This is a genomic window from Saccharopolyspora sp. NFXS83, from assembly GCF_026241095.1.
Taxonomy (GTDB): Bacteria; Actinomycetota; Actinomycetes; order Mycobacteriales; family Pseudonocardiaceae; genus Saccharopolyspora_C.
In genome coordinates, this window is record NZ_JAPFGB010000008.1 from 195,388 (window position 1) to 218,651 (window position 23,264).

A 23,264-nucleotide genomic window follows, 5' to 3' on the forward strand; every position below is an offset into this window, starting at 1 on the left:
GGCCCGGCTCAGCGGTGAGTCGAGCGGGTGTCCGAACAGAACGTGGTTCTGCTTCGACACCGCTCGCCCGCCGGGAACACGACTCCGAACCCGACAGCGCACGACACCAGACAGCACAACCGTCACATCCGGACGGCGTGGCATTCGGCCCGCAACACCGAGCGTACGCGTCCTCCACAGCGCCAGGCCGCGCCGTGAGTACGCCCCGCAAGCCAGCCCGTCAGGGAGGGAGCTCAATGACCGTCCCGCAGACCAACACCATGACCGCCGCCACCGACGCCGACCTCGACAACCAGGGCCCCTCGGCCGACCTCGTCCGGGTCTACCTCAACGGCATCGGGCGCACCGCGCTGCTGACCGCGCAGGAAGAGGTCGACCTGGCCAAGCGCATCGAGGCCGGTGTCTTCGCGAAGCACATGCTGGAGACGGACGGCAAGATCTCGCCCGAGCGGCGCAGTGACCTGCGGTCGGTGGTGCGCGACGGCCGGGTGGCCAAGAACCACCTGATGGAGGCCAACCTGCGGCTGGTGGTGAGCCTCGCCAAGCGCTACACGGGCCGCGGCATGCCGCTGCTGGACCTGATCCAGGAGGGCAACCTCGGTCTGATCCGCGCGGTGGAGAAGTTCGACTACACCAAGGGCTTCAAGTTCTCCACGTACGCGACCTGGTGGATCCGCCAGGCCATCACCCGCGGCATGGCCGACCAGTCCCGCACCATCCGGCTGCCCGTCCACCTGGTCGAACAGGTGAACAAGCTGGCCCGGATCAAGCGCGACCTGCACCAGAAGCTGGGCCGCGAGGCGACCGACGAGGAACTGGCCGAGGAGAGCGGACTCACCGCGACGAAGGTCTCCGACCTGCTCGACCACTCCCGCGACCCGGTGAGCCTGGACATGCCGGTGGGCGCTGAGGAGGACGCCCCGCTGGGCGACTTCATCGAGGACGCCGAATCGGCCGACGCGGAGAACGCCGTGATCTCCGGCTTCCTGCAGGACGACCTGCGCCGGGTGCTGGGCACCTTGGAGGAGCGGGAGCAGTCGGTGATCCGGATGCGCTACGGGCTCGACGACGGCCAGCCGCGCACGCTCGACCAGATCGGCAAGGCCTTCGGGTTGTCCCGGGAGCGGGTCCGCCAGATCGAGCGGGAGGTCATGTCGAAGCTGCGCCAGGGCGACCGGGCCGACCGGCTGCGCGCCTACGCCAGCTGACGCCTTCGTGCGGTGACAGGGACGTTCGCGTCCGGCCGGTGACTCGGCCGGACGCTCCCGAGGGGAGGTCGGACTCGCCCGATGAGGCAGGTCCGGCCTCTCGCCCGTTCGGGGCCGGTGTTCAGTCGGCGCGGAACTTGCGCCGCCAGCGGTCGATCTCACCGTCCGCCACGCCGTGGGCTCGCAACCAGCCCGCGGCGTGCTCGTCGTGCGCGGCGAAGGTCTCGAGCACGCCCTCGATGGCCTCCACCGGCGTGGAGATCAGCTCGCGCACGTCCTCCTCGCTGACGCCCGGCGGCAACGCCGGTGCCATTTCCAGCCGCTGCAGCACCCGGAACATGTTGCGGTCGGTCCGCACGTAGTCCGCGATGATCGCGTCGGAGCGCACGCCCGCCGCGCTGAGCAGCATCGCCGAAACGACCCCGGTGCGGTCCTTGCCGGCCGCGCAGTGCACCAGCACCGGCCCGTCCGCCTCCAGCGCGAGCCGGAACGCCCGCACCAGCTTCGCCGCCGCGTCCCGCAGCGCGAGCTGGTAGAGCACCGGCAGCGGGTGGGTCACCTCCGTCGAGTGGATGCCCGCGAGCAGTTCGATCTGCTGCACCTCGGCCACCGTCGCCAGCGGGTGCGGCGTGCCGTTGAGCTCCGACGCGTCGCGCAGGTCCAGCACCAGCCGCGGCGGCCAAGTGATCCCGTCCGGCTCCCGGTCTCCCGGCTGCGGGGCGTCGCTGCGCAGCACGATCCCCGCACGGGTCGCCCCCGACCCCTCACCGGCGGGCATGCCGCCGAGATCGCGCAGGTTGACCAGCCCGGCCAGGGCATCGGACGTCGGATCCGTCGTGGACAAGGGCGTCTCCCATCGGGTCGGCTTCGACCGACAGCGTCGCAGGTGCGCACGGTCACCAACAGACCTGATCCCCGACGCCGTCCGGTGCGTTAACGTCACGGCATTCCCCGAACGCGCAAAGGAGCGGCGTCGTGACCACCACGTTCGACTACACCGAGGTGCTTCCGCTCGGTCCGGACGACACCGACTACCGGTTGCTCACCACCGAGGGCATCCGCACCGTGGAGGCGGCCGGGCGGCGTTTCCTCGAAGTGGAACCGAGTGCCCTGACCGCGCTGGCCAGTGCCGCCATCAAGGACATCCAGCACCTGCTGCGGTCCTCGCACCTGGCGCAGCTGCGCGCCATCATCGACGACCCTGAGGCCAGTTCCAACGACCGGTTCGTGGCAACCGACCTGCTGCGCAACGCGTGCGTGTCGGCCGGCGGGGTGCTGCCGATGTGCCAGGACACCGGTACGGCCATCGTCATCGGGAAGCGGACCGAGACGGTGCTCACCGGCGGTGAGGACGAGCAGCGGCTGGCCAGGGGCGTGTTCGACGCCTACCAGGACCTCAACCTGCGCTACTCGCAGATGGCTCCGCTCAACTTCTGGGAGGAGCGCAACACCGGCAGCAACCTGCCCGCGCAGATCGAGCTGTTCTCGAAGGCGGGCACCAACCCGTTCTACGAGTTCCTGTTCATGGCCAAGGGCGGCGGCAGCGCGAACAAGACGTTCCTGTACCAGGAGACGAAGGCGCTGCTGAACCCGACGCGGCTCGCCAAGTTCCTCGAGGAGAAGCTGCGGTCGCTGGGCACGGCGGCGTGCCCGCCGTACCACCTGGCGATCGTCGTCGGCGGCACCTCCGCCGAGCACAACCTCAAGGTCGCCAAGCTCGCCTCCGCCCGCTACCTCGACGAACTCCCACGGGAGGGCTCGGCGTCCGGGCACGCGCTGCGGGACGTGGAGCTGGAGGCGCAAGTCCTGGAGATGACCCGGCAGTTCGGCATCGGCGCGCAGTTCGGCGGCAAGTACTTCTGCCACGACGTGCGGGTGATCCGGCTTCCCCGGCACGGTGCGTCGCTGCCGGTGGGCGTGGCGGTCTCCTGCTCCGCCGACCGCCAGGCCAAGGCGAAGATCACCCCGGAAGGCGTGTTCCTGGAGCAGCTCGAGCGCGACCCCGCGAAGTACCTGCCGGAGGTCGGCGACGACCAGCTCTCCGAAGACGTGGTGCGCATCGACCTGAACCGGCCCATGTCCGAGATCCGCGAGGAGCTCGCGAAGCTGCCGGTGAAGACGCGGGTGTCGCTGACCGGCCCGCTGGTGGTGGCCCGGGACATCGCGCACGCCAAGATCGCGGAACGGCTGGACGCGGGCGAGCCGATGCCGCAGTACCTGCGGGACCACCCGGTGTACTACGCGGGCCCGGCCAAGACGCCGGAGGGCTACGCGTCCGGTTCGTTCGGCCCGACCACGGCCGGGCGGATGGACTCCTACGTGGAGCAGTTCCAGGCGGCGGGCGGTTCGCTGGTGATGCTGGCGAAGGGCAACCGGTCGACCAAGGTCGCCGCGTCCTGCAAGGACAACGGCGGGTTCTACCTCGGTTCCATCGGCGGTCCCGCGGCTCGCCTCGCGCAGGACTGCATCCGCAAGGTCGAGGTCCTGGAATACCCGGAGCTGGGCATGGAAGCGGTGTGGCGCATCGAGGTCGAGGACTTCCCGGCGTTCGTCGTCGTCGACGACAAGGGCAACGACTTCTTCGCCGACTCGACGAAGCCCACGTTGCAGATCTCCTTCGCCCGCTGAGCGAATGCTGCGTGCGGCCCCCCGCACGCACGACGGCCGGCGGCGCCCATCGGGCACCGCCGGCCGTTGCACACCACGAACGCGGGAACGCACTTCTCCCGTAGGAGCCCCACCTCCTACGGGAGAAGTGCCTGCGACGCGCAGATCACCACGTCAGCGACGCGGGACCTTCGCCTCGCGCTCTTCGAGCACGACGGTCCGCTGATCCAGCGGTTCGTCCAGCTGGACCGCCAGCGGCGGATAGCGCAGATCCATCGTGCAGATCCCCGGCGGGTCCGGGGTCTCGTTGACCAGCACGACCTTCACCTGCTGGTCGTTCTGCTCAGCGACTTCGGCGCGCACCTTGCTGCAGCCGCCTTCTTGGCCGTTGGTGACGACCACGGAGCCGCCGTCCTGGGTCCACACCCGAGGCGCGGCACTCCCGGACTGGTCCGTGGCCTTGATCAGATCGTCCGGCACGGGTGTGCGTTCCTGCTCGGGCTTCGGCTCCACCGGGGTGGCCGGGGCTGGGGCCGGCGGCTGCCCGCCGAATCCGACGTCTTCTTGCTGTCCGGCGCAGGCGGTGAAGGCGAGGAGCAGCATGCCCGCGCCCACTGTGGTGTGTAGGCGTTTCATGCCCAGAAGACGGAGTGCGTTCGCCGCGGGGTTGCTCGGAAGTTCGGATCTTTTGGGCGGACACTGTGGATTCCGCCGCAACCGGCATTGAAACCGCTGGTCAGCGGCATTCACTGGGAACGTTTCGATCCGAATCCGGCAGGCCGAGCCGGATCAGCGGTCCGCGTCCGCCGTCGCGCCGGTGCCGTCGGTGCGGCGGGCGGTGGTGGCCCAGTCCTTGATCCAGCCGACGAGCACGCCGCTGTTGTAGACCCAGGCGTAGTGGCCGAGCTTCGCCGCGCCCGCGATCTCGCAGGAGTAGTGCCGCCGGGTGCGCGGTGCCGCGACCGCCTTCGCCGCCAGGTGATCCACTGAGGACTCGGGGGCGAGCTCATCGCCTTCCACGCTGACCGTCAGCAACGCGGCGTCCAGCTCCCGCAACGCCTCCTCGTAGTCGATCTTCGAGCCACCGAGGCGGTAGCGGGCGGTACGGCCCTGGCGCGCCCAGTCCTGCATGATCCCGGCGGGCTGGCGGCCACCGAAGCCGAACCGCTCCCCCGGCCAGTAGCCGAGCACGGCGGACAGGACCGCGACGGTCTGGGTGGCGATCAGGTTCTTCCATCCCCGCAGGCCGGGGAAGCTGCGGAACCACACCGAGCCGGACGCTAGCAGCGTCACGCCCCGCACCCTTCCCGGGTGCGCGGCGGCGAACAGCATCGAGATCTGCCCGCCGAGGCTGTGGCCGACCAGGAAGCGCGGTGCGTGCGGGAACTCGCGTTCGACGAGGTCCACGACGGCGGCGGCATCGTCGATGAGGTCCTGGTACCCGAACCGGATGCCCCGGCCGGCGGCCGGTGTGGCGGCACCTTGCCCGCGTGCGTCGACGCTCACCGCGGAACAGCCCTGCTCGTGCAGCTCCTGCAGGAAGGGCCGGTAGTAGGTGGCCGGGACGCCCATCGCGGGCAGCACGATGACGACCGGTGCCGCCGGGTCGTCCGCGGCGAGCGCGCCGACGCTCAACTGGTGATCACCCGCGGACACCACGCCCAGCTCGGTCAACGTCAGGTCGGCCATCCCGGGACTCCCGTCCTTGAACTCGGCTCCTCAGCTCGGGACAGAATAACGATACGACCAAGTTCCGATGAGGGTCAGGGGTGATCCGGCTCAGCGCAGCCTGCGCGGACCCGTATCCGGGGTGGCGGCCGACGGACGCACGCTGATCCGAGCACCGGTGACCCGCACCCCGGACGCGGAGGCCAGCACCGGCTGCAACGTCAGCTCCCGGACCTCCGGCAGGTCCTCGACCAGGGTCGCCACCCGCAGCACCAGGTCCTCCAGCGCCGCCAGGTCCGCCGGTTCGTCACCCCGGTACCCGGCCAGCAGCGGCGCCGCCCGCGGCGACCGCACCAGCGAGGCCACGTCCACATCGGTCATCGGGACCGCCCGGTAGGCCTTGTCCCCCAGCAGCTCACTGGCCACACCGGACAGTCCGAAGGAGACCAGCGTCCCGAAGGACGGGTCGTCCATCAGGTCGATCACGCAGGAATGGCCGCGCCCGGCCATGTTCTGCACGTAGACCTCGTGCGCACCGCACACCTGGAGCAGGTCCGCGTAGGCGGCGCGGACCGTGTCGGCGTTCACCAGGTCCAGCCGCACCCCGACCAGATCGGTGCGGTGCCGCAGCTGATCGTCGGCCGACTTCAACACCACCGGGAAACCCAGCTCGGTCGCCGCGCGCACGGCGTCCTGCTCGCTGCGCACCCGCCGGAACGCCACCAGCTCGATCCCGTAGTGGCCGAGCAGCTCCACCGCCTGCTCGTCGCTGAGCCGCGTCTCGCCCTCGGTCAGCGAGGCCTCGACCAGCTCCCTGGCCCGCTCCGGCGCGATGCCCTCCGGGCGGGTGAAGTGGCCCTGCGGCGCGGACCGCCAGCGGGCGTAGCGGGTCGCCCTCGCCAGCGACAGCACCGCCCGCTCCGGGCTCGGGTAGGACGGCACCGATCCCCAGCCCGCCGAACCGTCCGGGCCCGGCACCGCGAGCTCGTCCGGCACGCCCTCCGCCGCCAGGAAGGTCGTCACCACCGGCTTCGTCGCCGCGATCCCCGCCTCCTGCAACGCCTCCCGCAACGCGCGGGCGTAGGCCGTGCCGGGCATTGCGACGGGCGGCACGAAGACGGTGACCAGGGCGTCCACGTCTTCGCTGAGCGCCGCTTCGCGCACCGCGGCGGCGAACACCTCCGGCTCCGCCGAGGCGCCCACATCGACCGGTTCGGCCGCCAGCCGCAGCCCTTCCGCCTGCGCGACGTCCGCGGCCAGCATGCCCAGCGCCGAGGAGTTGCCGACCACCGCGACCCGCTCCCCGGTGGGCAGCGGCTGGTGGGCGAGCAGCAACGCCGTGTCGAACATCTGCGCCACCGAATCGACGCGGATCACCCCTGCCTGCTCGAACAGGGCCTGCACACTCGTCTCGTCGACCTGCACCGACGTCGCCGCCAAGCCCGCGCGCACCGCGTTGCGGCCGGACTTGACGACCACGATCGGCTTGGTGCGCGCCAGCCGCCGGGCCAGCCGGGCGAACTTGCGCGGGTTGCCGAACGACTCCAGGTACAGCAGCACCACGTCGGTGGCGGGGTCGGTCTGCCAGTACTGCAGCATGTCGTTGCCGGACACGTCGGCGCGGTTGCCCGCCGAGACGAAGGTGGACAGCCCCAGCCCGCGTTCGGTCGCGGTCGCCAGGATCGCCACGCCCAGCGCGCCGGACTGGCAGAAGAACCCGGTGCGACCGCTGCCCGGCAGGCGCGGCGCGAGCGTCGCGTTGAGCCGGTGGCCGGCATCGGTGTTGACCACGCCCAGGGCGTTCGGACCGACGACCCGCATGCCGTGCACCCGCGCGGCGCGCACCATGCGGCGTTCGATCTCGCGACCGTCCGGACCGGACTCGCTGAACCCGGAGCTCACGATCACCAGGGCCTTCACGCCCTTGGCCAGGCAGGCGTCCAGGACTTCGTCGATCCCGGCGGCCGGGATGGCCACCACCGCGAGGTCCACGTCGTCGGGAATGTCGAGCACCGACGGGTACGCGCGCACACCGCGCACCGAGCGGTGCTCCGGGTTGACCGGGTACACCGGCCCGGCGAAGTCCGCGGTGAGCAGGTTGACGAGCACCGCGTGCCCGATCTTGCGGTGATCGGTGGACGCGCCGATCACGGCCACCGAACGCGGGTGCAGCAGGTTGTGCACGCTGCGCGCCTCGGCGGCCTGTTCGCGGGCCCGCGCGACCGCCAGCGACTCCTCGGTCGGGTCGATGTCGAACTCCAGGTGCACGACGCCTTCCTCCATCGCGCGCCGCACCTGGTAACCGGCGTCGCGGAACACCCGCACCATCCCCGAGTTCTCCGCCAGCACTTCCGCGACGAACCGGTCCAGGCCGCACTCCTGGGCGGCGGCGGCCAAGTGCTCCAGCAGGATGGACCCGAGGCCGCGGCCCTGGTGCTGGTCCTGGACTACGAACGCCACCTCGGCCGAATCCTGCTCGTCGAGGCGGTCGAAGCGGCCCACCGCGACGATGTCGTCGCCGAGCAATGCCACCAGCGCTACCCGGTTCTGGTGGTCGACGGTGCTGAACCGCTCCACGTCCCGTTTCGGCATCCGCGGGTAGGGACCGAAGTAGCGGAAGTAGCGGGTGCGGTCGCTGAGCCTGCCGTGGAACGAGACCAGCTGGTCGGCGTCGGCGGGCGTGATGGGACGCAAGTGCACGGTGCCGCCGTCGGAGAGCACGACGTCGGCCTCCCAGCGGCGGGGGTAGGCCTCGTCGAGCACCGCGCTCGACGTGTCGTCCGGCTGTTCGGCGGGCGGGTTCTCGGCGGCCGGCTGATCGGCGGGTGGGGACGTGGCCGGCGCGGGCGCCGCGCCGCTCGCGGCTGCGCCGTCGCCGCTGCCCTGGTCGTCCGGCCGACCGTCACCGTTCGAACCGCGCCGCTTCGCCCCGCCACCCATCAGCCAGCACCCTCTCAACCGCACCGGCGTCGAGCAGGCCGGGCGCACTGCGCCGCCGGTGCGGGCACGCGTGCGCCGCCGATGTCAATCGCGGACATCGGCCGGGTCCAGTCCGTGCAGCGGGAACAGCGCGTGCCGCGCGTCCCGGATCGCCGTGTCCACCGTGGACTCGGTGATCCCGGTCCACGGTGCGAACGACGGATCCTCCCCATCCGTCAACGACGTGGGCAGCGGAACGTTCCCCGCCACCCTCAACGCGTGCGCCAGCCAGTCCTGCGGCAGCGACGTAGCCGGGTCCAGGTCCCGGTCCAGCGCGGTCGCCAGCAGGTGCGTCCAGCTGCGCGGCACGACCCGGTACAGCGAGTAGCCACCGCCGCCGAGCGCGACCCACTTGCCGCCCGCGTAGCGCTGCGCCAGGTCCCGCAGGCTGCGGTAGGAGGCCCGCTGACCGTCCACGGACATCGCCAGGTCCGCCAGCGGATCTTCCCGGTGCGCGTCCGCCCCGGACTGCGTGACCAGCACCTGCGGCTGGAAGTCGGCCAGCAGCGACGGCACCACGGCCTGGAATGCCCGCTGCCAGTCCGCGTCACCCGTCCCCGGCGGCAGCGGAACGTTCACCGCCGACCCCTCCGCACCCGGCCCACCGGTCTCGGTGGCGAAGCCGGTGCCCGGCCACAAGGTGATCGGGTGCTGGTGCAGCGAGATGGTCAGCACTCGCGGGTCGTCGTAGAACGCCGCCTGCACCCCGTCGCCGTGGTGCACGTCGACGTCGATGTAAGCGATGCGCTCCACGCCCTGCTCGAGCATCCAGGCGATGGCCACGGCGCAGTCGTTGTAGACGCAGAAGCCCGCCGCACGCTCCGGCATCGCGTGGTGCAGGCCGCCCGCGATGTTGACGGCGCGGTCCGTCCGGCCCGACACGACCTGCTCGGCAGCGGTGATCGACGCTCCGGCGATGAGCGCGGACGCCTCGTGCATCCGATCGAAGATCGGGTTGTCCTCGGTGCCCAGCCCGTACCCGACGTCCCAGGCCGAGGTCGGCGCCGAGCGCACCGCCGCCAGGTAGTCGGGACGGTGGACGCGGAGCAGGTCCTCGTCCGATGCCGGTCGCGGCGGCACCGGCGTCACGTCGTCGAGCACGCCAAGCGACCGCGCCAAGCGCATCGTCAGGTCGAGCCGCACCGGGTGCAACGGATGCTCGCCGCCGAGGTCGTAGTCGAGGACCGACTCGTCCCACACCACCGCGCATGTCTCGCCCATGGCCGGGACGCTACCCGCCCTGTGGCCGCCCCCACAGTGGTCCAGGGCACAGCGGAATCCTCGCCTCCGGTGTGGCGAAACTTGGCCACCAGCACCCGTGCGCGCATCCGCGCGCCTCGTCAGCTCGGCCGGTCGCCCGTGGCCGCCGGGCGATCCGGATCCGCCGACCAGTGCGACCACGATCCGGCGTAGAGCGCAGCCGGATTCCCCGGGCCGCTCAGTCCCGCGTGTTCCAGCGCGAGCAGCGTCGAGCACGCGGTCACGCCCGAGCCGCAGTACGCCCCGACCTGCGACGTGCCGTCCACCCCGAGGTCGCGGAACAGCGCCACCACGTCCTGCGGCGTCCGCCACGTCCCGTCCTCCGTGACGTTGGCCGCGAACGGCGCGTTGCGCGCGCCCGGGATGTGGCCCGCCCTGGGGTCGACGGGTTCCACCTCGCCCCGGTACCGCTCCGGTGCCCGGGCGTCGAGCAGCCGTCCGGCTTCGGCCAGCCGCGCCGCCTCGTCCGCGTCGATCACCGGCAACGAATCGGGGACGCCCTGGAAATCGGTGGGCACGACCTCCGGTACCTCGGCCGTCACCGGGTTGCCTCGCGCGACCCAGGCCCGGTAGCCGCCGTCGAGCACCCGAACCCGGGGGTGCCCCGCCCACCGCAGCAACCACCAGGCCCGCGCGGCAGCCGAACCGTTGTCCGCGTCGTAAGCCACGACCTCCCGGTCGGCGGTGACCCCCGCCCGCCGGAGGACGGCCTGCAGGTCGGCGGCAGTGGGCAGCGGGTGGCGCCCGCCTGCGCCGGGCGGCGCGGCGAGTTCGGTGTCGAGATCCACGAACACCGCACCCGGCAGGTGATCGCGGTCGTAGTCCTGCCTGCCGGGTGGCCCCAGCAGGCTCCACCGGACGTCGAGCAGCACCGGCGGGCGGGCTCCCGCGACTTCCTGGGAAAGATCATCCACGCTGATCAGCGGGTCCATGTCGACCTCCTGGAGGGAATGGGAACTGAGCCGGAAGAACGGCCTCGAACACTGGAAACGGCTGCTCGGAAGCCACCGACCGGCGGTAGTGCCGCGGGACTAGAATCGCGGGTGGGACTGCAACGGGGAGCCAGCGTGAACGATCTCATCGATACCACCGAGATGTACCTTCGCACCATTTACGACTTGGAGGAGGAGGGCGTCGTCCCGCTGCGCGCCCGAATCGCGGAACGCCTGGAGCAGAGCGGGCCCACCGTGAGCCAGACCGTGGCCCGGATGGAGCGCGACGGCCTGCTCACCGTGGCTGAGGACCGGCACCTGGAGCTCACCGAGGCCGGTCGCACCCGAGCGGTCCGCGTGATGCGCAAGCACCGGCTCGCCGAGCGGCTGCTGGTCGACGTGATCGGCCTGGAATGGGAACACGTGCACGATGAGGCGTGCCGCTGGGAGCACGTGATGAGCGAGGCGGTGGAGCGCAAGCTCGTCGCCCTGCTCGGCAATCCCGCGACTTCCCCGTACGGCAACCCGATTCCCGGTCTCGAAGAGCTCGGCGCGGGGCCGCAGCCCGCACCCGCCAACGAAGCCGACCTGCAGCGCGTCGATGAGATCGCCCGCCGAGGTGGCGGCCGTGCCACGGTGTGCCGGATCGCCGAGCACGTGCAGCTCGACCCCGACCTGATGAGTGAGCTCAAGGAAGTCGGGCTGATGCCCGCCCAGGAGATCGAGATCGTTCCGGTCACCGGCGTGAACAAGCCGATCGAGGTCACCGGTCCCAAGGGCAGCACCCAGCTCGCCCCCGGCATCGCCCACGCCGTCCTGGTCATCGCCCGGTGAGCCCCGCCGAGTCCGCCGCCGAAGCGTTCGGCGGCGAGCACGGGCGTGCCCCGAGCGCGGTCTGGTCGGCGCCTGGCCGGGTCAACCTGATCGGCGAGCACACCGACTACAACGACGGCTTCGTGCTGCCCATCGCCTTGCCGCACCGGATCGCGGTGGCCGCCGCGCCGCGGACCGACGGGCGGCTGTCCGTGGCCACCCTCGGGGACGACGGCGTGCTGCACCGGGCCGGGCCGACGCCGCTGGACGCGCTGTCGCCCGGTGTGCAGACCGGCTGGGCCGCTTACCCGGCCGGAGTCGCGTGGGCGCTGCGCGGGCAGGGCATCGACGTTCCCGGCGCCGACCTGCTCATCGCCGGGGACGTGCCTGCCGGCGCCGGGCTGTCCTCCTCCCACGCGCTGGAGTGCGCCGTCGCACTGGCGCTGCTCGACCTGGCCGGTCGGCCGGCGGACGGGCCGGAAGCGGCGCCGCTGTCCGAGATCGCCCGCTGGGTGCAGATCTCGGAGAACGACTTCGTCGGAGCCCCCACCGGGCTCCTGGACCAGACCGCCTCGCTGAGCTGCACCGAGTCGCACGCGCTGTTCTTCGACGTGCGTTCCGGTGAGCTCGAGCAGATCCCGTTCGACACCGGCGCGGTCGACCTGGAACTCCTGGTGATCGACACCCGTGCGAAGCATTCGCACAGCGAGTCCGGGTACGGCGAGCGGCGCCGCGGCTGCGAGCACGCCGCCGAACTGCTCGGCATCAAGGCGTTGCGCGACGTGTCCGTCGCCGAGCTGGACGAAGCGCTCGCCGTGCTCCCGGAGGAATTGCGCCCGCTGGTGCGCCACGTGGTCACCGAGAACGATCGGGTGATCTCCACCGTCGCCGAGCTCGACGCCGGTGAGCTCGCCTCGATCGGGCCGCTGCTGACCGCATCCCACATGAGCATGCGCGACGACTACCGGATCTCCTGCCTGGAGCTGGACGTCGCGGTGGACGCGGCGCTGGAAGCGGGTGCGCTGGGCGCCCGGATGACCGGCGGCGGTTTCGGCGGGTCCGCCATCGCGCTGGTCCGCGCGCAGGAGCGGGAGCAGGTCGGGCAAGCGGTGCTCAACTCCTACGACGAGCACGGGCTGACCCCGCCGCGGTTGTTCACCGCGACCCCGGCGGCCGGAGCCGGCCGAGACCGATAGCCTCGCCGGCTCAGCCCCGCGGTGCCGCGGGGCCGCCGAGTCAGACGTCTCTGGCGAGTTCGATGTCTCAGGAAAGGCAGAACCTCCGTGAAGCTCCTCGTCACCGGTGGTGCGGGATATGTGGGCAGCGTGTGCGCGGCACGCCTGCTGGAGAACGGTCACGACGTGACCGTGGTCGACGACCTCTCGACCGGGCACGCCGATGCGGTGCCGCCGGGCAGCACCTTCGTGCAGGCCGACATCGCGGAGGCCGCCGGTGATCTGCTCGCCGACGGGTACGACGGAGTGCTGCACTTCGCGGCCAAATCGCTGGTCGGCGAGTCGATGCAGGATCCGCACAAGTACTGGCAGGGCAACGTGCTCACCTCGCTGCGGCTGTTGGAGGCCGTCCGCGAGCACGGCACGCCGCGCCTGGTGTTCTCCTCCACCGCCGCCACCTACGGCGAGCCCGACACCGTGCCGATCCCGGAGACCGCCCCGGCCCGGCCCACCAACACCTACGGCGCGACGAAGCTCGCGATCGACCACGCGATCAGCTCCTACGCCACCGCCCACGGCCTGGGCGCGGTGAGCCTGCGCTACTTCAACGTGGCGGGTGCGCACGGCGCGTTCGGCGAGCGGCACACCGTCGAGACGCATCTGATCCCGATCGTGCTGCAGGTCGCGCTGGGCCAGCGCGAGCAGGTGCAGATGTACGGCGACGACTGGCCCACCGAGGACGGCACGTGCGTCCGCGACTACATCCACGTCACCGACCTCGCCGACGCGCACCTGCTGGCGCTGGACAACGCTCGGCCCGGTGAGCACCGGATCTACAACCTGGGCAACGGGACCGGGTTCTCGGTGCAGCAGGTGATCGAGACCTGCCGCGCGGTGACCGGCCACCCGATCCCGGCCGCGGTGGCACCGCGGCGGGCCGGCGACCCGGCGACGCTGGTGGCCGCGAGCGACCGCGCTCGCGAAGAGCTTTCCTGGAAGCCGAAGCTGGCCGACCTGTCCGTGATCGTGCACGACGCCTGGGAATTCACCCGCGCTCGTCAGCAGGGCTGACCTCTCCCGGTGCCCGGCCGCCGAGCCGCCGGGCACCGGAGCGGCCTCGTGGTGGTGCATCGCGGCGCCCATCAGGACTCCTCCTGTTCGATCATCAGCTGGGCATCGGTCATCGCGTCCTTGGCCAACTCGGCCATCTCCTTCGGCGAGACGCCGGTGTCCAGCGCCCGGCGCAGCAGTCCGCCGAGCGCGTGTTCCGGCCGACCGGCCTCCACTCTTTCCAACGCCACGCTGGCCAGCGCGCCTTCGCCGCGCAGGTACGCGGAGAACGCCAGCAGGGCTGCCACCTCGGCGACCTCCGGTTCCGGCGCCTTGCGCACCAGGCTCAGCCAGAGCTGCTCGGCGGCGAGCGCGGACTCGCCCAGCGCCACCCCGAGGCAGAGATCGCGGACCCGGTGGTCGGACAACGCGAGCAGGATGCGGAGCTGGTCGTCCTCGGTCAGCGCCTCCCCCGCCGCGGTCCGGCGGATCCCGGCCAGCGCGATGGACACGTCGCGGTGCACGCCGACACCTGCAGGCTCCCGCTCCCTGTCCTCGGCCATCCCCGACAGCCGCGCCGACCAGCGGGCCAGCACCTGTTCGGATTCCGGCGCGACCAGCCTTTGCAACTCCTGACGGCTGTCGAAGGTGACCGAACCGGAGGCGGCCATCGCGGCACCGAGCGCGGTGCGCTTCGGATCCGGAATGCGCCCGCCGCACACGGGATCGTCGTAGCACCGCCACGATCCGCCGGCCTCCAGACGATCGGTCCAGAGCTCGTGCAGCACCTCGATCCCGGCCTCGCCGAGCCCGTCCCGAAGCAGTGCGATCAAGTCGCGCTGCGGGGCGTCGGCGTCTTCGTCGGGTTCGGACCGATCGAGCGGCGGATCGCCCGGCGGCCCGTGCTCGGCGGTGCCGGATCCGGTGACCACGACGATGACGCCGGTGACACCCCGCCGGATCAGCGGGCCGGTGGAGACGTATTCGACGAGCGCGCGGCGATGTTCCGGCGGCGGCAGGTCCAGCCTCAGCGTGAGACCGAACGTCGCGGTGTCCCCGGTGGTGTGCAGGCCGAGCAGCACCAGTGAATCGGCCGGGGTGAAGCCGAGCAGGTGCGGAACGGCGGCCAGCACCTCGCCGGCGTCACCGATGCGGATGCGTGCGTTGAGCGGAGTAGCGGTCATACCCAGAACATCGGTGGTGCCGGGCTAGCCGCCGCAGGGTCGGTTTTCGGATCTGTGGACGAATCGATCGCCTGTGGACAACTTCGCCGCCCACCCCGGAAAACTCACTTCCGAGTGACCGTGAACCCAGTGGTCCGCTTCACCCCATTGATCATCACGCTCAGTTCTCCCCGGCCGGGCCGCAGTCCGGTCAGCGCCCCGGTGGCCGGATCGAAGGCGGCGACCGAGCCCGGAGCCGCCTCGTCGGGTCGCCCGACGTGCACCGACCGGCCGCCTTCCCAGTCCGCGCTCACCGGATACCGCACCGGCACGACCCGATCGCCCTGCACCACGTCGGCCGTCACCGGCACCTCGGCCCCCGCCGCCACCGGTGGCACGGCCAGTTCGAGCCGATCGACGTGCGGACGGGTCTCCCACTGCACCGGACGCCGCCGATCGGACGGATCGATCCGCAGCAGGCTCCACCCGGTGAAACCGCCGTCTCCGGGGGCGGCTGCGGGCCGCTTTCCCGAGTTGCCGTTCACCTCGGACTGCACTCCGTCCGCAGTGGATGAGTGGAAGACGCCCGCGTGACCTGACACCAGCACGGCGGACTTCCCCGTCTCCCGCTCGAACCCAGCAAGCCACCGGGTGAGCAACTCGGCCTCCTTCGGATCCGAGAGCTGGGACGCCTCACCTGGCCCCGGATCGTCCGGCGGGTGGTGCAGGAACACCGAGACCGAGTGGATCCGCGGATCCTCCGACGCCTCGTCCAGCGCGGACCGCAGCATCCGGACCTGGTCGAACCCACCGCCGAGCAGCGACCCCGCCGAGGAGTCCAGCAGCACCGCCCGACTGCCCGCGACGTCGGCGACCTGGTGGGTCGCGCCGAACTCGGCGGCGAACTCGCTGAGATCACCCGGCCCGGACGCCTCGTGGTTGCCCGGCACGTAGTACCAGGGCACCCGGTCGCCCACCGCCGAATCGATCACCTGGCGAGCCAGGTCGAAATCGGCCGCGGTGCCCCGATCCACCAGATCACCGTTGATCACCAACGCGTCCGGGCGGCCGGCCACCGCTTCGCGCAGCGACCGCCGCGCCAACGCCACCAGCGGGCCGTCCGGATCGTCGGCGGTGAACTGGGCGTCGCTGACCACCGCGATCCGAGCCGCTCCCGGAGCCGGCGGCAACGTCGCGTCCTGCACCACCGAGGGGTCCCGCGGTCTCGGATTCGGCGGGACCGCCACGTCGGGTGCGACCCGCGCGGTCAGCTCGTCGAACACCAACCGCCCTGAATACTGCCGCGCCCCGTCGGGTTCGACCGCGTACAACCGTTGCCACCGCAGCGCACCGGAGGTCCCGGCGGGCAGCGGGGCCTCCACGTAGCGCCACCCCGTCCAATCCACGTTCCTCGTCAGGTCCACCGTGGTGGCGACACCGGCCGCGTCCTCGACGGTGCCGCGCAACCACGCGCCGTTGCCGTCCCCGTTCACCCACACGCCCACGCGCTGCGTTCCCGGCGGCAGCGGCAGCGCCTCATCCGCGTTGACGTAGGCGGCGCGCGTCGTGGTGCTGCCAGTGAGCGCGTAGTCCAAGGCCAGGCCGGGCGTTCCCGCGTGCCCCGGCGCCTCGCCCAACGACGTGCGCACCGATTCCGGGAAAGCGGTGGCGTTCCAGCCCGCGGGCCCGTCCAGCGGTGCCAGCGGTTCCGGCCGGGATCCGGTGGTGACGCCCAGGTGCGTGACCTGATCACCCGCTCGCGCCGTCACCGCGGAGCTCGCCGACGGCGACAGCGCCGTCACCGCGAAACCATCCCCGTCCGGCTCGATCCGCACCGCCCGCCGGTCGTACTCCAGCCGGACGTCCGCCGGTTCCACCCAGGTCGCGAAACCCTCCGCGTCATGCCCGAGCACCTGGAACCGGCCCCGCGCGCCCTCCGCGGGCAGCTCCACCCGTTCGGTGTCCGTGCTGAGCCGGACCGGTCGTCCGAGCACCGTCAGCTCCGCCGACCCCGCTGCCCCCGGCGCGCTCGCGGTGACCGTGCTCGTCCCCGGCCGCCCCGCGTGCAGGACTCCCCCGTCCACGCGGCCCCCGCCCGGCGAGACCGACCACGCCGGTTCCGCCGCCACCGGCGCCCCGCTCTCGTCGTGGCCGTGCGCGGCCAAGCGCCGGGTGAGCCCGGACAGCACCCGCGTGCCGTCGGACGGTTCGACGCGGAATCCGCGCAGCCGCCCGCTGCCCGGCGCGGTGGAGAACCCGATCCCGTTGGGCACCGGGCGCAGCTCGCCGTCCGAAGGTGAGTTGTGCACGCCCGCGGCGGCGGCACCGCGCTCCCGCGCCAGCAAAGTCGACGATCCACCCCCGTCCAGGTTGATCGCGTCGACCGCGCCCAGCGCGCGCAGCCGCTCGGCGAGCTCCCGCTCCGTCGCGCCACGGCTGTCGACCTGCCTGCCGTCGATCGTGACCAGCCACATCCGGGAACCGTCCGCGGAGAACCCCACGGCGGTGCGCGGGTGCAGCGCCACGTCGTCGACCTGCTGCACCTCTCCCCCGCGCAGCAGCACCTTGTTGCCCCCGACCGCCACGTCCGCGCCCTCCGTGCGGGGCCGGTAGCCGACGCCGACCCGATCCCCCGGTCGCAGCGAACCGAGTGCCTCGGCTCCGCCGCCGACCCCGAGCAAGCGCACCGCGCCGCCAGGAACGGGACCTTCCGCCGGGGAGGGACGCACTTGGGTCACCACGTCACCGGCCACCTCCACTTCCACCACCGGTGCACGTCCGTCCACCACCGATCCTCGAGAAGCCTCGCCCCAGTACGGCGTGTAGAGACCGATGCCGTCCGGCGCGATCGTCGGCGCGTTCAAGTCTGTGATCGGAGTGACCGTGCCGTCGGCGCGGGTCAACTCGGCCGCCAGGAACACCTGCATCAGGCGCCCGGCGGCTCGGACACCACCGACCGCGGCCACTTCGTTGTGCCCGGCTGCCGGTGCGCTGAGCAGCTCACCACCCGACATCGCCGCGCCGAGCGGCGCACCGGACTCGTCGATGTCGAAGAAGTCCCCGTTGACCCCGGCGACGGCACCGGACAGCTGCTCGGCCAGCGGAGCACGCGCCGAGGCGGCTCCCGGACTCAGGTATTCGGGCCGCAACCCGGTACCGGCCAAGTCCGCGGTGAGCACGTCGCCGCGCAGCCAGCCTTCCGGTTCGTAGCGGTCGAACTCGGTCAACGTGAGGCCCGGGGCGAGCATCGAGGTCTCCCGCGAGATCTCGAATCCGTCCGCGACCGACGCCCGGTTCTCCTCGGGACGGACGCTGACCGGTCCCTGTTCGGCGGCCGAAGCCGCGGGGACGTCCTCCACCGGCGGCGGCCCGAGCGGTGCGGTCATCCCCGCGGGTGCGGTCACCACACCCGCCAGCACCGCCCCGGACACCACCACGACAAGACCGCGCGACCGCATGAACCCTCCCCGAGTACGCCGGAGCACCAGCAGATCGCACCTGTGCTGCCGGACGCGAGCGCCGAACTGAACAACACTCGAACAGCCCATGCCGATCGATCGGCTCCGGCGGCGAGCCGAGATCGCCGGGGGCGTCGGTACAGTCGAAGCACCACTTCCCCGCGAAGGAGTCAGGTCATGCGCAGCGTTCCGCCCGCTCTGCTCTCGCCCGCGGGACTGGTCGCCGGTTTCGCCGTCACCAGGCTGCAACGACACCGCTCCTGGAGCGGACTGGTCGCGGGGGCGGGCGGCCTCGCCGCGATGGAGAGCTGCCGACGGCGCAGCGGCGGTGGCCGGGCCCTCGTGCTCGGAGCCGCGTACGCCGGCGCGCTCGCCGGATCACACCCGCTGGCGCGGCGAATCGGCGCGTGGCCCGCGGTGTTCACCGCGGCCGGCGGCGTCGCAGTGGCCGCGCGAGTGCTCGCTCAGGGCGGTACCGCTCCCACCGGCTGAACGGGAACGTCCACCGCGATGATCTGCGGCTCCAGCGCAGGAGGGGCGACCGACCGGCGCGTACGCCCTGCGTGGCGCCTCATTAGGCTGTCTCGGTGGCTTTCCACGATTTCACGGTGAAGGGACTCCGGTGACCGCTCAAGCCTCGACCATCGAAGAGCTGACCGCCCAGCGCGATCGCGCCCGCCAGGACCACGCGGCGCTGGCCGCGCGCGAGCTGAAACTGGACCTCACCAGGGGCAAGCCGTCGCCGCAGCAGCTCGACCTGTCCGGTGGCCTGCTGGAATCACCGGAAGCCGCGGTGTCCGCTGATGGCACCGACCTGCGCAACTACGGCGGCCTGCAGGGCCTGCCCGAGCTGCGGGCGATCTTCAGCGACACGTTGCAGGTGCCGGTGGAGCAGTTGCTGGCGGCGGGGAACTCCAGCCTGGAACTGATGCACGACGCCCTCGTCTTCGCGCTGCTCGGCACGCTCCCCGGCGGACAGCGCCGCTGGGTGGACGAGCCGCAGATCGCGTTCCTGTGCCCCGTTCCCGGCTACGACCGGCACTTCGCGCTGTGCGAGCGGCTGGGCATCGAGATGATCCCGGTGCCGATGACCTCGGACGGCCCGGACATGGACGTCGTGGAACGGCTCGCCGCCGAAGATCCTCGGGTGAAGGGCATCTGGTGCGTGCCCAAGTACAGCAACCCGGACGGCGCCGTCTACTCCGAGGACACGGTGCGCCGATTGGCCGCCATGCCCACGGCCGCACCCGACTTCCGGATCTTCTGGGACAACGCGTACGCGGTGCACCACCTCGGCGATGAGCCGGCCGCGATCGCGGACCTGCTCGGGCTCTGCTCCGAGCACGGCAACTCGGACCGGGCGTTCGTGTTCGGTTCCACCTCGAAGATCACGTTCGCGGGCAGCGGGGTCGCCTTCTTCGGCTCCTCCCCGGCGAACGTCCAGTGGTGGCTGGGCTGCACCGCCAAGCGCAGCATCGGTCCCGACAAGATCAACCAGCTGCGGCACGTGCGGTTCCTCCGCGATGCGGACGGCCTGCGCGAGCACATGCGGCAGCACGCGGCGGTGATCCGGCCCAAGTTCGAAGCGGTCGACAAGATCCTCAACGCCGAGCTGGGCGGGACCGGGCTCGCCGAGTGGACCCGCCCGGAGGGCGGCTACTTCATCACGGTGCGGGTGCCCGCGGGCTGCGCCCGCGCGGTGGTCGCCAAGGCGAAGGAGGCCGGCATCGCCCTCACCCCGGCGGGCGCGACCCACCCCGGGGGTGACGACCCGCTCGACCAGGTGATCCGCATCGCGCCGACCTACCCTGAGCAGTCGGAGCTCGAGGTGGCCATCGCCGGGTTCGCGACCTGCGTGCGGCTCGTCGGAACCGAGAAGCTGCTGGCCGAGCACCCGGGCTGAACCGGAGAAGGACGACACGGGCGCGGGGGCCGATCATCTGATCGGCCCCCGCTTTCAGCATCGGCGCGGCACGCGGACAAGACGCGCGCAGCCGGTCACAACAGCGGCGGGTGGCCCGGCATCAAGCCGGACCACCCGCCGCAGTGCTACTTCAGTTCAACTCGCGGAACGATCGGTGTTGCGCCGAACGCTCGTGCGCTCGATCAGCTGCAACCCGAGGTGGAACCGCAGCCCTCGCAGAGGTAGCAGGAACCGGACGGGCGCATCTTCGTGCCGCAGGTCATGCACAGCGGCGCGTCGGCGGCCTTGCCCAACCTCAGCTCCAACAGCTCCGTGGAGCTGCCCGCGCCGCGGTCGTCCTCATCACGGCGCGAATCCGACACCGAGGACTCCACGGTGGATCGCATGGTGTCCAGGTCGACCTCGCCGCCGCTCCCCGAGCCCGAGCCGTAGTCCGCGGTCTGGGCGGTGCGCTCGTCGGAGGTGAAAATGCCCAGCTGCGCGCGCTTCTCGTAGGGCAGGTAATCCAGGGCCAGCCTGCGGAACAGGTAGTCCAGGACGCTTCCCGCCATCCGCACGTCCGGGTCGTCGGTCATGCCGGCAGGCTCGAAGCGCAGGTTCTGGAACTTCGAGACGTAGAACTCCAGCGGGATGCCGTACTGCAGGCCCACCGAGATCGACATCGAGAAGGCGTCCATCACGCCCGCCAGCGTCGAGCCCTGCTTGCCCAGCTTCACGAAGATCTCGCCCAAGCCGTCGTCCGGGTACGAACCGGCGTGCAGGTACCCCTCGGCACCGCCCACGGTGAACGAGACCGTCTGACTCGGCCGCTTCTTCGGCAGCCGCTTGCGGACCGGGCGGTACTCGATCTGCTTCTCGACCTCCTTCTCGGAGGAGGCCTTGTCGCCCTTGCCCGCCGACAGCGGCTGGCCGACCTTGCAGTTGTCCCGGTAGATGGCCAGCGCCTTGAGGCCCAGCCGCCAACCCTCGAAGTAGATCTCCTCGACGTCGGCGACCGATGCCGCCTCCGGCATGTTCACCGTCTTCGAGATGGCACCGGACAGGAACGGCTGCACCGCGGCCATCATCCGCACGTGGCCCATCGGAGCGATCGAGCGCTCGCCCATCGCGCAGTCGAACACCTCGTAGTGCTCGGGGCGCAGCCCGGGGGCGTCCACGACGTGGCCGTGCTCGGCGATGTACTCGACGATCGCCTCGATCTGCTCTTCCTGGTAGCCCAGCGCCTTGAGCGCCCGCGGCACCGTCTGGTTGACGATCTGCATCGAGCCGCCGCCGACCAGCTTCTTGAACTTCACCAGCGCGAGGTCGGGCTCGACCCCGGTGGTGTCGCAGTCCATCATCAGGCCGATCGTGCCGGTCGGGGCCAGCAGCGACGCCTGCGCGTTGCGCCACCCGTTGCGGGCACCGATCTCCAGACCGTCCTGCCAGACCTTGGTCGCCAGCTTGTGCACCGCCACGTCGTTGCGGTGGTACGTGCGGACCAGGTCGTTGGCCGCGGCGTGCTTGCGCATCACCCGCTGGTGGGCGTCCGCGTTGCGGGCGTAGCCCTCGTACGGGCCGACCGCGCCGGCGAGCTCCGCCGACCGCTTGTAGGCCGTGCCCGTCATCAGCGAGGTGATCGCCGCCGACAGTGCCCGGCCGCCGTCGGAGTCGTAGGCGTGCCCGGTGGCCATCAGCAGCGCGCCCAGGTTCGCGTACCCGATGCCGAGCTGGCGGTACTTGCGGGTCGTCTCGCCGATGGCCTCGGTCGGGAAGTCCGCGAAGCTGATCGAGATGTCCATCGCGGTGATGACGAGCTCGACGGCCTTCTCGAACAGTTCCGCGTCGAACGTCAGGTCCGAGCGCAGGAACTTCATCAGGTTCAACGAAGCCAGGTTGCAGCTGGAGTTGTCCAGGTGCATGTACTCCGAGCACGGGTTCGAGGCCGAGATCCGGCCGCTCTCCGGCGCGGTGTGCCAGTCGTTGATCGTGCCGTCGTACTGGATGCCGGGGTCGGCGCTGTCCCAGGCCGCCTTGGCCATCTTCCGGAACACGTCGCGGGCCTGGACCGTCTCGACCACGGAGCCGTCGGTGCGAGCGCGCAGGCCGAACCGGCCGCCGCTCTCCACGGCCCGCATGAACTCGTCGTTCACGCGGATCGAGTTGTTCGCGTTCTGGTACTGCACGGAGGCCATGTCCGCGCCGCCCAGGTCCACGTCGAACCCGGCGTCGCGCAGCGCGCGGATCTTGCGCTCTTCCTTGGACTTGGTCTCGATGAACTCCTCGACGTCCGGGTGGTCCACGTCGAGGATGACCATCTTCGCGGCCCGGCGGGTCGCGCCGCCGGACTTGATGGTGCCCGCGGAGGCGTCGGCGCCGCGCATGAACGAGACGGGTCCCGAAGCGGTGCCGCCGGAGGACAGCAGCTCCTTGGAGGAACGGATCCGGGACAGGTTCAGGCCCGCGCCGGAACCGCCCTTGAAGATCAGGCCCTCTTCCTTGTACCAGTCGAGGATCGACTCCATCGTGTCGTCGACGGAGAGGATGAAGCATGCGGAGACCTGCTGCCGCGAGCTGGTGCCGACGTTGAACCACACCGGCGAGTTGAAGCTGAACACCTGGTGCAGCAGCATCCAGGTCAGCTCGTGCTCGAAGATCTCGGCGTCCGCGTCGGAGGCGAAGTAGTCGTGCTCGACGCCCGCGCCCACGTAGGTCTTCACGACCCGGTCGATCAGCTGCCGCAGGCTGCTCTCACGCTGCGCAGTGCCCTGGGCTCCGCGGAAGTACTTGCTGGTCACGATGTTGACCGCGTTCAGCGACCAGGAGTCGGGGAACTCGACTCCGCGCTGCTCGAAGTTGACCGAACCGTCTCGCCAGTTGGTCATCACAACGTCCCTGCGCTCCCACGACACCTCGTCGTAGGGGTGCACCCCCTCGGTGGTGTAGACGCGCTGCACCCGGATGCCCTTGGTACGAGCACCTGAATCCGGCTCCCCCGCGGCGCCGGCCGGGCTGCCCACGGTCTCTGTCATGACCTGTCCCTCTTCC

Annotated in this window: 16 protein-coding genes; 7 read left to right on the top strand and 9 right to left on the bottom strand. The window is 71.3% G+C overall.

Annotated elements, in window-relative coordinates; translation table 11 throughout:
* The first annotated feature begins 236 nt into the window (after nt 1-236).
* Nucleotides 237-1,208: a sigma-70 family RNA polymerase sigma factor gene (locus OOZ19_RS11850; protein ID WP_184477955.1), complete on the top strand. Its 972-nt coding sequence runs from the start codon at nt 237-239 to the stop codon at nt 1,206-1,208.
* A 121-nt stretch (nt 1,209-1,329) separates the two neighbouring features.
* On the opposite strand, the gene OOZ19_RS11855 is transcribed toward OOZ19_RS11850, so the two are convergent.
* A complete protein-coding gene (locus OOZ19_RS11855) occupies nt 1,330-2,052 on the bottom strand; it encodes a tyrosine-protein phosphatase (RefSeq protein WP_266090126.1) in 723 nt (240 codons plus the stop codon).
* 131 nt (nt 2,053-2,183) lie between these two features.
* On the opposite strand from OOZ19_RS11855, the gene OOZ19_RS11860 reads away from it, so the two are divergent.
* Entirely contained in the window at nt 2,184-3,836 is a 1,653-nt protein-coding gene (locus OOZ19_RS11860) for a fumarate hydratase (protein WP_266090127.1), read from the top strand.
* A 153-nt stretch (nt 3,837-3,989) separates the two neighbouring features.
* Here OOZ19_RS11860 and OOZ19_RS11865 read toward each other — a convergent pair whose 3' ends face one another.
* The 5 genes from OOZ19_RS11865 to OOZ19_RS11885 all read right to left on the bottom strand — a co-directional run bounded on the left by OOZ19_RS11865 (nt 3,990) and on the right by OOZ19_RS11885 (nt 10,654).
* A complete protein-coding gene (locus OOZ19_RS11865; protein WP_266090128.1) occupies nt 3,990-4,418 on the bottom strand; it encodes a hypothetical protein in 429 nt (142 codons plus the stop codon).
* A 186-nt stretch (nt 4,419-4,604) separates the two neighbouring features.
* Nucleotides 4,605-5,504, bottom strand: coding sequence for an alpha/beta hydrolase family protein (locus tag OOZ19_RS11870; RefSeq protein ID WP_266090129.1), 900 nt, complete (start codon nt 5,502-5,504; stop codon nt 4,605-4,607).
* A gap of 90 nt (nt 5,505-5,594) precedes the next feature.
* On the bottom strand, nt 5,595-8,423 hold the full coding sequence (locus tag OOZ19_RS11875) for a bifunctional acetate--CoA ligase family protein/GNAT family N-acetyltransferase (RefSeq protein ID WP_266090130.1): 2,829 nt from the start codon (nt 8,421-8,423) through the stop codon (nt 5,595-5,597).
* A gap of 84 nt (nt 8,424-8,507) precedes the next feature.
* On the bottom strand, nt 8,508-9,683 hold the full coding sequence (locus OOZ19_RS11880) for an acetoin utilization protein AcuC (RefSeq protein ID WP_266090131.1): 1,176 nt from the start codon (nt 9,681-9,683) through the stop codon (nt 8,508-8,510).
* Between the two features lie 119 nt (nt 9,684-9,802).
* Nucleotides 9,803-10,654, bottom strand: a complete 852-nt coding sequence (locus OOZ19_RS11885) for a sulfurtransferase (protein ID WP_266090132.1) — start codon at nt 10,652-10,654, stop codon at nt 9,803-9,805.
* Nucleotides 10,655-10,789: 135 nt separating this feature from the next.
* Here OOZ19_RS11885 and OOZ19_RS11890 point away from each other — a divergent pair, with 135 nt between their 5' ends.
* From OOZ19_RS11890 to galE, 3 genes are all read left to right on the top strand, one after another.
* Complete coding sequence (locus tag OOZ19_RS11890; RefSeq protein ID WP_266090133.1) at nt 10,790-11,488, top strand: iron-dependent transcriptional repressor DtxR; 699 nt, start codon at nt 10,790-10,792, stop codon at nt 11,486-11,488.
* The gene (gene galK / locus OOZ19_RS11895; protein ID WP_266090134.1) at nt 11,485-12,663 is read left to right on the top strand and encodes a galactokinase; all 1,179 of its coding nucleotides are present in this window, start codon (nt 11,485-11,487) and stop codon (nt 12,661-12,663) included. Before OOZ19_RS11890 ends, galK begins: the two co-directional genes overlap by 4 nt.
* Nucleotides 12,664-12,750: 87 nt before the next feature.
* Nucleotides 12,751-13,713: a UDP-glucose 4-epimerase GalE gene (galE, locus tag OOZ19_RS11900; RefSeq protein ID WP_266090135.1), complete on the top strand. Its 963-nt coding sequence runs from the start codon at nt 12,751-12,753 to the stop codon at nt 13,711-13,713.
* A gap of 71 nt (nt 13,714-13,784) precedes the next feature.
* On the opposite strand, the gene OOZ19_RS11905 is transcribed toward galE, so the two are convergent.
* Complete coding sequence (locus tag OOZ19_RS11905) at nt 13,785-14,876, bottom strand: DUF4192 domain-containing protein (RefSeq protein WP_266090136.1); 1,092 nt, start codon at nt 14,874-14,876, stop codon at nt 13,785-13,787.
* 104 nt (nt 14,877-14,980) lie between these two features.
* A complete protein-coding gene (locus OOZ19_RS11910) occupies nt 14,981-18,313 on the bottom strand; it encodes a phosphodiester glycosidase family protein (protein ID WP_266090137.1) in 3,333 nt (1,110 codons plus the stop codon).
* Nucleotides 18,314-18,490: 177 nt separating this feature from the next.
* Between OOZ19_RS11910 and OOZ19_RS11915 the strand changes: the two genes are divergently transcribed.
* Together OOZ19_RS11915 and OOZ19_RS11920 are read left to right on the top strand one after the other, a co-directional pair.
* Nucleotides 18,491-18,805, top strand: a complete 315-nt coding sequence (locus tag OOZ19_RS11915) for a hypothetical protein (RefSeq protein ID WP_266090138.1) — start codon at nt 18,491-18,493, stop codon at nt 18,803-18,805.
* 130 nt (nt 18,806-18,935) lie between these two features.
* On the top strand, nt 18,936-20,216 hold the full coding sequence (locus OOZ19_RS11920) for an aspartate aminotransferase type Ic (RefSeq protein WP_266090139.1): 1,281 nt from the start codon (nt 18,936-18,938) through the stop codon (nt 20,214-20,216).
* A 203-nt stretch (nt 20,217-20,419) separates the two neighbouring features.
* On the opposite strand, the gene OOZ19_RS11925 is transcribed toward OOZ19_RS11920, so the two are convergent.
* A complete protein-coding gene (locus OOZ19_RS11925) occupies nt 20,420-23,248 on the bottom strand; it encodes a vitamin B12-dependent ribonucleotide reductase (protein ID WP_266090140.1) in 2,829 nt (942 codons plus the stop codon).
* Nucleotides 23,249-23,264: the final 16 nt, after the last annotated feature.

Coding starts and splice junctions, on each gene's coding strand:
- OOZ19_RS11910 (WP_266090137.1), bottom strand. CDS start 18,313: ATGCGGTCGCGCGGTCTTGTCGTGGTGGTGTCCGGGGCGGTGCTGGCG.
- OOZ19_RS11880 (WP_266090131.1), bottom strand. CDS start 9,683: ATGGGCGAGACATGCGCGGTGGTGTGGGACGAGTCGGTCCTCGACTAC.
- OOZ19_RS11925 (WP_266090140.1), bottom strand. CDS start 23,248: ATGACAGAGACCGTGGGCAGCCCGGCCGGCGCCGCGGGGGAGCCGGAT.
- OOZ19_RS11875 (WP_266090130.1), bottom strand. CDS start 8,423: ATGGGTGGCGGGGCGAAGCGGCGCGGTTCGAACGGTGACGGTCGGCCG.
- OOZ19_RS11915 (WP_266090138.1), top strand. CDS start 18,491: ATGCGCAGCGTTCCGCCCGCTCTGCTCTCGCCCGCGGGACTGGTCGCC.
- OOZ19_RS11885 (WP_266090132.1), bottom strand. CDS start 10,654: ATGGACCCGCTGATCAGCGTGGATGATCTTTCCCAGGAAGTCGCGGGA.
- OOZ19_RS11865 (WP_266090128.1), bottom strand. CDS start 4,418: ATGCTGCTCCTCGCCTTCACCGCCTGCGCCGGACAGCAAGAAGACGTC.
- OOZ19_RS11870 (WP_266090129.1), bottom strand. CDS start 5,504: ATGGCCGACCTGACGTTGACCGAGCTGGGCGTGGTGTCCGCGGGTGAT.
- OOZ19_RS11905 (WP_266090136.1), bottom strand. CDS start 14,876: ATGACCGCTACTCCGCTCAACGCACGCATCCGCATCGGTGACGCCGGC.
- OOZ19_RS11850 (WP_184477955.1), top strand. CDS start 237: ATGACCGTCCCGCAGACCAACACCATGACCGCCGCCACCGACGCCGAC.